The sequence below is a fragment of the Marivita sp. genome, assembly GCF_048006345.1.
In the GTDB taxonomy this organism is placed as follows: Bacteria; Pseudomonadota; Alphaproteobacteria; order Rhodobacterales; family Rhodobacteraceae; genus Marivita.
The window spans coordinates 367,686-380,229 of sequence record NZ_CP180351.1 but is presented as its reverse complement, the minus strand read 5'-3'; the positions used below and the strand labels follow the sequence as shown (position 1 = coordinate 380,229).

Annotated in this window: 10 protein-coding genes; 6 read left to right on the top strand and 4 right to left on the bottom strand. The window is 59.1% G+C overall.

The features are described from left to right. Nucleotides 1–18 precede the first annotated feature (18 nt). From ACMVPR_RS01995 to ACMVPR_RS01975, 5 genes are all read left to right on the top strand, one after another. Nucleotides 19–1,353 carry a glutamine synthetase family protein gene (locus ACMVPR_RS01995; protein WP_416884601.1) on the top strand — a complete coding sequence of 445 codons (1,335 nt, stop codon included), beginning with the start codon at nucleotides 19–21 and terminating at the stop codon, nucleotides 1,351–1,353. 63 nt (nucleotides 1,354–1,416) lie between these two features. Then, complete coding sequence (locus ACMVPR_RS01990) at nucleotides 1,417–2,100, top strand: type 1 glutamine amidotransferase (RefSeq protein WP_416881483.1); 684 nt, start codon at nucleotides 1,417–1,419, stop codon at nucleotides 2,098–2,100. Further along, nucleotides 2,097–3,461, top strand: a complete 1,365-nt coding sequence (locus ACMVPR_RS01985) for a glutamine synthetase family protein (protein WP_300583214.1) — start codon at nucleotides 2,097–2,099, stop codon at nucleotides 3,459–3,461. Before ACMVPR_RS01990 ends, ACMVPR_RS01985 begins: the two co-directional genes overlap by 4 nt. 103 nt (nucleotides 3,462–3,564) lie before the next feature. Continuing rightward, nucleotides 3,565–4,869: an NAD(P)/FAD-dependent oxidoreductase gene (locus tag ACMVPR_RS01980; protein ID WP_416881482.1), complete on the top strand. Its 1,305-nt coding sequence runs from the start codon at nucleotides 3,565–3,567 to the stop codon at nucleotides 4,867–4,869. 90 nt (nucleotides 4,870–4,959) lie between these two features. Then, nucleotides 4,960–6,150 (top strand): DegT/DnrJ/EryC1/StrS family aminotransferase, encoded by a 1,191-nt coding sequence (locus ACMVPR_RS01975; RefSeq protein WP_416881481.1) that lies wholly within the window; start codon nucleotides 4,960–4,962, stop codon nucleotides 6,148–6,150. On the opposite strand, the gene phaR is transcribed toward ACMVPR_RS01975, so the two are convergent. The 4 genes from phaR to ACMVPR_RS01955 all read right to left on the bottom strand — a co-directional run bounded on the left by phaR (nucleotide 6,151) and on the right by ACMVPR_RS01955 (nucleotide 11,100). Continuing rightward, nucleotides 6,151–6,729, bottom strand: a complete 579-nt coding sequence (phaR, locus tag ACMVPR_RS01970) for a polyhydroxyalkanoate synthesis repressor PhaR (RefSeq protein WP_416881480.1) — start codon at nucleotides 6,727–6,729, stop codon at nucleotides 6,151–6,153. It lies immediately after the preceding gene. 83 nt (nucleotides 6,730–6,812) lie between these two features. Continuing rightward, nucleotides 6,813–8,501: a DUF4214 domain-containing protein gene (locus ACMVPR_RS01965; protein WP_416881479.1), complete on the bottom strand. Its 1,689-nt coding sequence runs from the start codon at nucleotides 8,499–8,501 to the stop codon at nucleotides 6,813–6,815. Nucleotides 8,502–8,721: 220 nt separating this feature from the next. Beyond that, nucleotides 8,722–9,171, bottom strand: coding sequence for a phasin family protein (locus tag ACMVPR_RS01960; protein ID WP_416881478.1), 450 nt, complete (start codon nucleotides 9,169–9,171; stop codon nucleotides 8,722–8,724). Nucleotides 9,172–9,306: 135 nt separating this feature from the next. Beyond that, nucleotides 9,307–11,100: a PHA/PHB synthase family protein gene (locus ACMVPR_RS01955; protein ID WP_416881477.1), complete on the bottom strand. Its 1,794-nt coding sequence runs from the start codon at nucleotides 11,098–11,100 to the stop codon at nucleotides 9,307–9,309. Between the two features lie 110 nt (nucleotides 11,101–11,210). On the opposite strand from ACMVPR_RS01955, the gene phaZ reads away from it, so the two are divergent. Next, nucleotides 11,211–12,488, top strand: a complete 1,278-nt coding sequence (gene phaZ, locus ACMVPR_RS01950) for a polyhydroxyalkanoate depolymerase (protein ID WP_416881476.1) — start codon at nucleotides 11,211–11,213, stop codon at nucleotides 12,486–12,488. The last annotated feature ends 56 nt before the right edge of the window (nucleotides 12,489–12,544 follow it).

Below are 12,544 nucleotides of genomic sequence, written 5' to 3'. Positions count from 1 at the left end.
ACTTCAATGGACCCCCACATTCGCCACTGGCTCCGCAAGAACCCGCAGGTCCGCACGATCCGTGTGGCCGCTTCGGACCTCAACGGTCAGGCACGCGGCAAGCGTGTGCCTGCGCGCTTTGCCGACAAGGTGCTGGACGGCGGCACCCGCTTTCCGCTCTCGGTTTTGAACCTCGACATCTGGGGCGAAGACATCGACGACAGCCCGCTGGTGTTCGAAGCCGGTGATGCCGATGGCGTGCTCTGGCCAACCGGGCGCGGCTTTGTGCCGATGCCGTGGCTGGAAGCACCCAGCGCTCTACTGCCGCTCTGGATGTTCCGCGAAACGGGAGAGCCTTATGAAGGCGATCCGCGCCATGCGCTCAACACGGTGGTTCAGCGTTACAAGGCGCGCGGCCTGACGCCCGTGGTGGCGATGGAGCTTGAGTTTTTTCTTATCGACGACAGCACCCGCAACCTGCAGGTTCCCGCCTCCCCCCGCTCCGGCAAGCGCCGCAAGGCCGGCGAGATCCTGTCGATCCGCCTCATCGACCAGTTCGACCGCTTCTTTACCGATCTCTACGACGCCTGCGAGGCGATGGACATTCCCGCAGACACGGTGATTTCCGAAGCAGGCCTCGGCCAGTTCGAAATGAACCTGATGCATTGCGACGACGCCCTGCGCGCCGCCGACGATGCATGGCTCTTCAAGATGCTGGTCAAGGGCCTTGCCCGCAGGCACGGCTTTGCCGCCTCCTTCATGGCGAAACCCTATCCCGACTATGCCGGGTCCGGCATGCATACACATTTCTCGCTGCTCGACGAGGCTGGCAAAAACGTCTTTGACGATGGTGGTCCCAAGGGCACGGACCTGCTGCGCCACGCTATCGCAGGATGTCTCAATGCGCTGCATGACAGCGCGCTGATCTATGCGCCGCACCTGAACAGCTTTGATCGCTTGGTGCCCGAGTCTCACGCCCCGACCGGCATCGCATGGGCCTACGAAAACCGCACAACCGCGATCCGTGTGCCCTCGGGCAGCCCATCTGCACGCCGTGTCGAACATCGCGTGGCCGGTGGCGATGTGAACCCGTATCTGACACTTGCCGCAATCCTTGGCGCGGCGCTTGTCGGGATCGAGGACAAGGCCCTGCCGCCAGATCCGGTGACCGGCAACGCCTACGCGCTTGACCTGCCGCAGATACCCGCCGATTGGCCCAGCGCCGTCACGGCCTTCGAGAAAAGCACGGTGATGCCGCGCATCTTCCATGATGAGCTGATCCGCAACCTCGTGCAGACCAAGAGGCAGGAAATCCACTACATGGACGAACTGACGCCAAACGAACGCGTTGAGATTTACCTCGACACGGTCTAGGCGCGTCCCTTGCTGTGCGCCCGCAGAACGCATAGCTTGATCCCACAAACACCTTGGTGCTTCATGAAAATCGGAATCTTGCAGACTGGACTTGCTCCGGACGAACTGAAAGGGTCGTTCGGCGAATATCCCGGTTTCTTCGAGCGGATGCTCGCAGGCAAAGGCTTTACCTTTGAAACCTGGAGCGTCGTGGAAAACGTCTTCCCCTCCGGGCCGCAGGACGCGGATGGCTGGCTCATCACCGGCTCCAAGCACGGCGCCTACGAAGATCACCCGTGGATCCCCCCGCTGGAACAGCTCATCCGCGATATTGTCGCCGCCGACCGTCCGCTGATCGGCGTGTGTTTCGGCCATCAGATCATCGCGCAGGCGATGGGCGGCAAAGTCGAAAAGTTCAAAGGCGGTTGGGCCGTGGGCCAGCAGGACTATGATTTTGGTGACAAGACGATGACCTTCAACGCCTGGCATCAGGATCAGGTGGTCGAACGGCCCGAAGGCGCGCAGGTTGTGGCGTCGAACGATCATTGCGCCAATGCCGCGCTTCTTTATCCCGGCAAGGCCTTTACGGTGCAGCCGCATCCCGAATACGGCGATGACTTCATCAACGGCTTGGTCGAAACGCGCGGCAAGGGCGTCGTCCCTGACGAGTTGATGCAGGTCGCCCGCGCTCGAATGGGCAGACCGCTCGACAATGGTCGCATGGCCGACCAATTCGCAAAATTCTTCCGCGAAGGAACCCTCGCATGACCGACTGGACAGACAGTCTCCCCGACTCCGCCCGCGCATTTCTGGAGAACCGCAGGCTGGACGAGGTCGAATGCATCATCGCCGACCTGCCCGGCATCGCCCGCGGCAAAGCCGTGCCCGCCTCGAAATTTGCCCGTCAGGAATATTTCCACCTGCCGGACTCGATCTTCTTTCAGACCATCACAGGCGACTGGGGCGAAGCGGCAGACGAAGACGATGGCGGCTTCATCGAGCGCGACATGATCCTGCGCCCCGACATGAGCACCGCCACCGCAGCCCCCTGGACGGGCGACTGGACGCTGCAGGTCATCCACGACGCCTATGACCGCAAGGGCAAGCCAGTGCCATATGCGCCGCGCAACGTGCTCAAGCGCGTGGTGCAGCTTTATCGCGACAAGGGCTGGGAGCCGGTCGTGGCGCCCGAGATGGAGTTCTTCCTGACGGCGCGCAACCTTGATCCCGCCAAGCCCATCGAGCCGATGATCGGCCGCTCCGGTCGTCCGGCGGCCGCGCGTCAGGCCTATTCGATGACCGCCGTCGACGAATTCGGCCCGGTGATCGACGACATCTATGATTTCGCCGAAGCCCAGGGCTTCGAGATCGATGGCATCACTCAGGAAGGCGGCGCAGGTCAGCTTGAAATCAACCTGCGCCACGGCAACCCGGTGAAGCTCGCCGACGAGGTTTTCTATTTCAAACGGCTGATCCGCGAAGCAGCGCTTCGCCACGATTGTTTCGCCACTTTCATGGCCAAGCCGATCGCCAATGAGCCCGGCAGCGCCATGCATATCCACCATTCGATCATCGACATCGAAACCGGACGCAACCTGTTCAGCGGCCCGCAGGGCGGCGAAACCGATGCGTTCTTCCACTTCATCGGCGGATTGCAGACCTATTTGCCTGCGGCCATCGCCGTGCTGGCCCCGTATGTGAACAGCTACCGCCGTTATGTGAAAGAGCACGCAGCCCCCATCAACCTCGCCTGGGGCCGCGACAACCGCACCACCGGCATTCGCATCCCGCTCTCCGGCCCCGCCAGCCGCCGGGTCGAGAACCGGCTCGCCGGGATGGATTGCAACCCCTATCTCGGGATCGCGGCGTCCCTTGCTTGCGGTTATCTGGGTCTGGTCAACGAGAAATGGCCCTCCAAGCCGCTCAAGAAGGACGCCTACGAGGGTGAGGCCGACATCCCGCAGGTTCTGGGACAGGCGTTGCAGCTGTTCGAAGAGTCGACCGAGTTGCACGACATCCTTGGTGAGGAATTCTGCCGCGTCTATTCGATTGTGAAACGCACGGAATACGAAGAATTCCTGCAGGTGATCAGCCCGTGGGAGCGCGAGCACCTGCTGCTCAACGTATGACCCTTGGAGTTCGGACCGGCTGCGCCGGTCCGACCGATGCGAGGGGCTCTGCCCCTCGCCCTCCCCGGCATATTTGGAAAAAGAAGAAGATCAGGACCGCGTTTTGAACCTGCTTTTCAGCAATGACACCCGAGGGGCCTATCCTCAAAGCTGGTACGCCGCGACAGCGACCCTGCTTGCCCCGTTCGCGCCGTTGCAGGGGGAAACCCGCGCCGATGTCTGTGTCGTCGGTGGCGGATATACCGGCCTGTCGGCGGCACTGCATCTGGCCGAGATGGGCGCGGATGTGGTGCTGCTCGATGCGCATCGGGTGGGATTCGGCGCGTCAGGCCGCAATGGCGGACAATTGGGGACAGGGCAGCGGCAAGACCAGATCACGTTGGAAAAGATGGTGGGGGCGGATAACGCGCGCCTGCTTTGGGATCTTGGGGAGGATGCCAAGGCGCTGGTGCGCAGGTTGATCGCCAAACACGGGATTGATTGCTACCTCAAGGACGGTATCGCCTGGGCCGCCTCGCGCCCGGCGGATGTGACAGACCTGCATGACTATGCCGAACATCTGCAAACGCGATACGGCTATGACAAGATCACAGCGCTGGACCGCGATGCGTTCCACGCGCTCTGCCCCTCGCCCGACTATATCGGTGGCACGCTCGATATGGGGGCAGCACATCTGCACCCGCTGCGGCTGGCACTGGGGTTGGCGGAGGCCGCAGCCAAAGCTGGCGCGCGCCTGCACGAGCGCAGCCATGTGCATGACATCAAACACGGGTCAAAGGTGACGGTGCGGACCGATGCGGGCCATGTTATCGCGGATCAGGTGATCCTTGCAGGGAATGGCTATCTGGGTGGGCTGGACCGGCAGGTGACCGCGCGGGTCATGCCGATCAACAACTATGTCATCGCCACAGAACCTTTGGGCAACGATGCTGCAAAGGTGCTGACACAGGACGTCGCCGTCGCGGATTCCCGCTTTGTTGTCAATTACTTCCGTCTGAGCCATGACAAACGCCTGATCTTTGGCGGTGGCGAGACCTATGGCTACCGCTTTCCATCCGACATCGCTGCATTGGTGCGCAAACCGTTGTCGGAGATCTTTCCGCATCTGCGCGATGTGCGTATCGACCATGCCTGGGGCGGCACGTTGGCCATCACGCTCAAACGCATGCCCTACCTTGCTCGTGTGCAGCCCAACATACTGTCCGCATCGGGCTATTCCGGCCACGGTGTCGGAACCGCCATACAGGCGGGCAAGCTATTGGCCGAAGCGACCCGCGGCGCATCACCGGGGTTCGACGCGTTCAACACCATCCCGCACATGCCATTCCCGGGCGGCGGGCTGATGCGCACATCGATCCTCAAGCTGGGGATGTCCTGGTATGCGATGCGTGACAGGTTGGGTGTTTGATCCCAAGCTGGGAGACATCCTGTCATACCACTGTCATACTCTCGTGACAGCGCGTATGCTGAGACGACACGACAGACAAGAGGCGCAGCAATGACACATCTTCCGAACATGCACGACGCAGAGCCGATCCCGGAATCCGCCCGTCGCGAGATTGACCGTCTGCTGCAATCCGGTGACCTGTTCCGATACACCGCTCCCGAAGCAGCGCCCGTGTCGTTGCTTGAAGAAGAGTTCGCCGCCTTGATGGGGGCGAAATACGCGCTGGCGGTCAGCAGCTGCTCTGCCGCGCTTTTCCTGTCGCTGAAGGCACTTGGCCTCCCCCGTGACGCGCGCGTGTTGATCCCCGCCTTCACATTTGCCGCCGTGCCCTCGTCCATCGTCCATGCCGAGTGCGTCCCGGTGCTGTGCGAAGTGGATGACAGCTACCGCATCGACATGGCGGATTTCGAAGCCAAGATCGATGATGTTCATGCAGTAATGATCAGCCACATGCGCGGGCACACCTCCGATATGGACGCGATCCTGACGCTGGCCCAAGCGCGCGGCCTTCCGGTGATCGAAGACGCCGCGCACTCATTGGGCACGCTTTGGAACGGGCAAAAAATCGGCACGCTGGGCCACGTCGGATGCTTCAGCTTCCAAAGCTACAAGATGCTCAACGCCGGCGAAGGAGGCATCCTTCTCAGCGACGATGCCGACCTGATCGCCCGTGCGGTGATCCTGTCGGGCGCCTACGAGCACAACTGGAAGAAACACCCCGTCCTGCACGAGGCCTTTGCCAAGTGGCAGAACAAACTGCCGCTGTATAACCTGCGCATGTCGAACCTGTCCGCTGCCGTGATCCGCCCACAGCTGGCCGAGCTGGACCGCCGCGTCCGCGATGGCCGCCGCAACCACGATCACGTCGCAGACCGCCTGCGCCAGTCGCCTTGGATCACCGTACCGCCCTCCCTGCCGCAGGAAGAACGCGCGCCGGATTCGCTGCAATTCAGCCTGCGCGATATGAGCGATGCGGATGTCGATGCCTTTGTCGACACAGCAAAGGCGATGGGTGTGTCGATCCAGGTCTTCGGACGCAGCGCCGACAACGCACGGGCGTTCTGGAACTGGGAATTCCTTGGGCCAGCACCGGACCTGCCCAAGACGCGGGCAATGCTGGCACGCGCCTGCGATTGCCGCCTGCCCGCGCGCCTGACCCTGGCCGAATGTGATGCCGTAGCGGACGTGATCCTGTCCGCCGTGGATCACGTCATGCGCCCGCCGGTGCAGGCGCTGGCCTGATCACTTGTCGAGCTTCGACAGCTTTTTCTGAAGCTCGGCAAGCTGGTTGCGGATCGCATCAAGATCGTCGGTGCTGCTGCCGGATTTCGTGTCTTTCGCTGGCGCGTCGGAGTCATCCTTGGAGGGGCCCGACCATGACCCGCTCATGCCGCCGGTCATCGCCTTGAGAAACGCTTCCTGCTGCGCTTGAATGGCTTCGAACCCGGGCACACCCGACATCGGGTTGGCCTTGTTCATGTTCTCCATCCATTTGGACTGGCTGTCGCGGAACATCTCGAAGCTTGCAGCAAGGAACTGCGGCACCGCGCTGGTGGCGGTGGTGGTATAGCTGCGCACCAGATCGTTGAGCACATTGGTTGGAAGCACGCTTTCGCCCCGGCTTTCGTGTTCGGCAATGATCTGCAACAGGTATTGTCGTGTCAGGTCGTCTCCGGATTTCAGATCGACGATCTTGACCTCGCGCCCACCTCGGATGAACCCCGCGATGTCTTCCAATGTCACGTAGTCGGATGTTTCGGTGTTATAGAGACGTCGGCTCGCGTAGCGCTTGATCAAAAGCGGATTCTGGTCTTCGGCCAAAGTGCCCTCTCCCCCGGAATGTCTTTGCTGCAATGCAGCCTAAGCACATGCAGCACAAAAAGAAAGCACTGACATTCCAAGGATCAAATAAAGCCCCACTCCCCTTCCGATGACTCGTAAAGGCTCATGAGGATATCACCCGACGCCGCGGTGTTCTCGGGTGAGATTGCGATGTCGGCAAGCGCCAGCTCTTTTGTGATGATGTTGTTGTTGAGAAGGTTCAGGTAGAACAAGAAGCCGTCGATGTCCGGATCCCGTTCCAGCACGTTATTGTAGACCTGCCGAAGGAAGTCTTCGTTCGAAAGCGTTTCTGCGTTCCCAAAGTTCTGCGAGAACTCGGGGCTGGTCATCAGATCGCGCGCAAGGAATTCGTCTGACGGATTGTTCGCTTCCGTAACGCCAATATAGAAATTCAGCCCCGGCAAATCGATATTGCCATCTCGGTTCAGCGCCGCTTCGTAGAGCAGCGCCACGCGTTCAGCGACGTTGAAACCTTCAGGATCGCCAGCACCGTCAAGAGCGGATCCTTCCTGCAATTCGATTGTTTGATCGTCAAAGCGTAGGAACTGGATGTTGAACAGCTTGTCACGCTCACCGCTCGAATTGGTCACAGTGGCATAGGTTGTCCCGCCATCAATCGCGAAATCGCGGGCCCGCCCCTCGAAACGTGCCGTATCCCCAGCGCCTCCGTCGCCGTAGGTGGTATTGCCAAAGATCATATCACTGCCCGGGCCACCGGTCAGATAGTCGGCATCCTGCCCACCACGCAGAATGTCGTTACCAAGCCCCCCGCTCACGGCATCCGGTCCGGCCAGTCCGGACAGCGCATCATCCCCATCGTCGCCAAACAGGTAATCCGCCAGCGCGGTGCCATCAGCCACATCGTCTTCGGGCGACAGCAATTGCTCGTGGTTTGGAACATCGGCGAGCGTTTCTGCAAGGTCCTCGCTGATTGCCCGGCCAAAGGCCTGAATTTCGCTATAGCCAATGGCTTCAAGAGCATTTTGCAGGTTGTCATCCCAAAGCTCTGCTTCGGCATTATCGCGGGCCCGGTCAAACGTGCTTTGATCCGGGTGATCCGTAAAGACCAGTCGCGTTGCGATATACGGCCCAACATTGCGTTCTTGCGTGCCTCCGAATTCGCTTGAAGCTGTCACACGCCCAAACAGTGTATCGGTCACCAACGGACTAAGCGGCGCCGACGCGACGACGGATGCGTCCGTGAAGGAAACGTCAATATCACTTTGAAGCCGCAAACCAATCGCCGTGACGACGTTGCTGTCATTGGCTTCGTTATAGAGCAAATCAGCCGCTGATTTGATTTGCGCATGCAGGCCCGCTGTTCCCAGAGGACCATCGCCAACCACTGCCGACACTTCTGTGCGGATCGACATGACGACCGGAAGTGCATAAAGAACATATGCAAGCGTCTCGACAGATGCTGCTGACACAAGCAGGGTACCAACCTGAGTTGTCAGCTGGTTCAAGCCTTCGTTCGCCTGACTCTCGGCTTGGATTGCAAGAGTGCTTCGGATAGCAGCATCAGGTTCGTTTTCGTAGGCGCGTAGCGTATCAAGTGCCGTCCGCGCAGTTCCAAGCGCATTGGCAAGGATCTGTTGCTGACTTGCGTCCACGAAGTCTTCCAACTCGTTAAGCTGGTCAGTCAGGCTTCTGAACTTTTCATCGCGGTCAGCCGCAGCAGGGTCTGGTCTGAAAAAGGAAATGATGCCGAGCGCTGATGACACAGCGCTCAAGGCTGACAAAAAAGGCATTTTTTTCTCCCAAACCGCAAAGCAATACGGCTGCCTAGCTACGCAAAGCCACGCTGTCCAGTTTTTTGGTGCAAATTCAAAAGGCTTGGGTGCCACTTTCACCAGGCTCGGAAGCTCAGTCCATGTCTCCGAGAGACAAACAAAAAAGGCCGGACTCACAAGGAGCCCGGCCAGAATATAGCGTTCCAATTTGGGAGGAGAGAACGCTAATCCTTAATGCTTACTTCGCAACAGCAGTTGCTTTCTTGGCAGCTGTTGTGACGTCAGCTGTTGCTTTCTTGACTGCGGCGGTCGCGTCTTCCGACAGGTCCTTGCCAGCTGCCATCATCAGCTCAACGGTGTCCATCTGGACTTTCTTCGCGATCTCAGCGAACGCGGCCATGTTCTCGGCAGCAACTTCAGCCTGAGCGGAAGCGAAATCGGTCATCGCCTTGGCATAGTCTGCCGGCTCTGTCTTCGCCTTGGACATCTCACCCAGCTTGGCGAGAGTGTCTTTGGTCCATTTTGCAGAAATCTCTGCCGACTTGTCAGCCGCTTCGATTGCAACGTGCGACAGCTTCTCGTTCAGAGTTGCTGTTGTCTTGAACGCGTCTTCCATTGCTTTCGTGTCGACCGGGAATGCGCCCATCATTTCTTTCAGGGTCGCTGTCATATCGGGTGTCTTAGCCATTGCTTAAGTCCTTTCCTGCTCTGCGGGCCCACCCCGCTGTCTTGTGCAGATGAGGAATATATACATGCTGCACCGCAGCATTTCAACCCTTTTTCTGCACTGCAGCAAAAAACTTTGACCATAGGGCAGGATGGATCAGGCGCGCGCCTTGATCATCACATAGGTGCCGGGGGCCGGTGCCAGGGGCGGATGGGATTTATCCCCTATTTCCCGTGCCTTGATCCATTTCCCGGCGCGCTTGGCCAGCCACTTCTCCCAGACGGGCCACCAAGAACCCTCTGTATACTCAGCTGAAGACATCCAGTCAGACGCGGACAAAGACAGGTCCTCATTGGTGTAGTGACCATATTTTTTCTTCGACGGCGGGTTCACGATTCCCGCGATATGGCCCGACTCCGACACGATGAACGTCTTTGACTTCGACCCCATTTGCTGCACACCGCGATAGCAGTCCTTCCAGGCGGCGATATGATCGGTCTCGCAGGCAATCGAACAAAGCGGGACGTCGACATCCTTCAAACTGAGCGTTTGCCCCATCAATTCAAAGCTGCCCTCGGCAAACTTGTTCGACTGGCACAGTCCACGCAAATACTCGACCGCCATGCGCCCCGGCAGGTTCGCGCCATCGCCGTTCCAATACAGAAGGTCAAACGCGGGTGGGGTTTCTCCCATCATGTAGCTTTTGATGGCGGGCCCGTAGATCAGGTCGTTGGACCGAAGGTAGCTGAACGTCCTTGCCATGATGAAGGACTTAAGAAGCCCCGTATCCCCGATCTCTGCCTCGATGCCGTCGATAAAGTCGTTCTGCAGGAACGGCGTGAATTCCCCCTGATCCGAAAAATCGGTCAGTGCGGTGAAGAAGGTCGCGGATTTGATCGACGTATCGCCCCGCTGCTTCAACAGCGACAGCGTCAGACTCAGCGTGGTGCCTGCGATGCAGTAGCCGATGGCATTGATCTTATCGACATCGCAGATGGATTTGACCTCTTCGATGGCGCGCAGATAGCCGTCCTCGACGTAAGTATCGAGACCCACATCTTTGTAGCTTTCATCCGGGTTGATCCAGCTCACCACGAACAGCGTGTAACCCTGATCCACCACCCAGCGGATAAACGAATTCTCCGGCTTGAGGTCGAGGATGTAGAACTTGTTGATCCAGGGCGGAAAGAGGATGATCGGTGTTTCCCGGACCTTCTCGGTCGTCGGCTTGTACTGGATCAACTCCATCATGTGGTTGCGATAGACGACCTCGCCCTCGGCCGTGGCGATATTGGCGCCGATCTGGAACGCACCCTCATCGGCCAGACGCACCACCAGCTCGCCGTTGTTCGCCTCGAGGTCGGCAACAAGGTTCTCGAGCCCTTTCACAAGGCTCTCCCCCTCGGTTTCAAGCGCCTTTTGCAGCGCGTCGGGATTGGTCGCGAGGAAATTGGTCGGCGCGAACATGTCGACGATCTGTTGCGCGAAATAGCGCAGCCGCTTCTTCTCGGTCGCGTCCATATCCTCGATGTCGTCCACCGCTTTGCGGATCGCGTCGGCATTGATCAGGTATTGCTGCTTGATGAAGTTGAAATACGGATGCTCGTCCCAAAGCGGGTTCGAAAAGCGGCGATCCTTGGGACCGGGATCTTCAGGCGCTTGCAGCTTGCCTTTGGCCAGCGCCTGCTGCGCCTCAACATAATGGGTTACGGATTTGCCCCAGTATTCGATCTGGTGTTCAAGGATTTTGGCCGGGTTTTGCAGCCATTCCTGCCAATAGGCCTGCACGGCCTTGCCATACAGCATCGAGTCCGGACCATGCAGTGACGGATTGATCTGCTTCTTCTGCGACAGGGCTGACATCAGCCGCTGTGTCAGGGTTTCCACCTTTTGCAAATTGGCCTCAAGTTCCGCACTCATTTCCGGTGCGGCAACGTCGTTAGTTGTCATGGCCAATATTCCCCCCTAAACATGCTGCTATGCAGAATACAGTCGCCTGCGATGGGAGGCAAAGCGACTTATTGGCTCAATTTTTGGGCTGACCATAAGGAGACGCCTCTATGCGCTACATGATGACCTACGATCTCATGGAAACGTTTCGTAATACAAATCAATGGCTTGGCGCAACAGCGCGCACCATGGCGTCCTACCCCGCCTGGGCGATGTTGCCCAACCCTGCCATGCAATGGATGGCCGCCTGGGGGGAAGTGACCGAACGTACCTTCGAACGCATGGTCGCAAAACCAGATTGGGGGATTCGAACATTCACCCAAGACGATGGCAAGGATCACCTTGTCGAGGTCAAGACTATAGTCGAACGTCCCTTCGGAAACCTGATCCATTTCGACGTGGTCGGACGCAAGGAACAGCCCCGCAAGATCCTGCTGGTGGCACCGATGTCCGGTCATTATGCAACGCTCCTCCGCTCCACGGTGAAGTCCCTAATCGTGAACTGCGAAGTTTACGTGACAGACTGGCACAATGCCCGTGACATCCCTGTCAGCGCCGGAAAGTTCGATGTCGAGGATTACACCCTCTACCTGATGGAATTCATGCGCAAGCTCGGCCCCGACACAAACGTTGTCGCCGTGTGCCAGCCGGTGCCCCTGACTCTTGCCGCGACGGCGTATCTCGCTGAACTGGACCCGGATGCGCAACCGCGCACCCTGACCCTGATCGGCGGCCCGGTCGATCCTGACGCGACCCCCACCGACGTGACCGATTTTGGCCGCCGCGTGACAATGGGCCAGCTTGAGGAAACGATGATCCAGCGCGTCGGCTTCAAGTACAAGGGCGTGGGCCGCATGGTCTATCCGGGCCTCCTGCAGCTTGCTTCGTTCATCTCGATGAATGGCGACCGGCACGCCAGCGCGTTCTCGGATCAGATCCAGAACGTGATGCGCGGCGAAGCGTCAGACCACGATCCGCACAATCGCTTCTATGACGAATACCTCGCCGTCATGGACATGCCCGCCGAATTCTACCTCTCCACCGTCGACCGCATCTTCAAGAAGCGCGAGATCGCGAAGAACCAATTTGTCGTTGCGGGTCACAAGGTCAATTTCGGTGCCATCACCAAGGTCGCCGTCAAGACCGTCGAAGGCGAGAAAGACGACATCTCGGCCCCCGGCCAGTGCCTTGCAGCTCTGAAGCTGTGTACCGGCCTACCCGACGAGATGAAGGCCAGCCACGTGGAACCCGGTGCAGGCCACTACGGCATCTTCGCCGGCAAGAGTTGGCGCAACAACATCCGGCCGCTCGTGCTCGATTTCATCGACAGCAATGCGGGCGACACCAAGGCGAAAAAGGCCAAACCGGCCAACACCAACGCCGCCTGAAACAAAAGGGCTGATCCCCGGATCAGCCCTTTTTCGTTATTGCAGACGAACGGTTA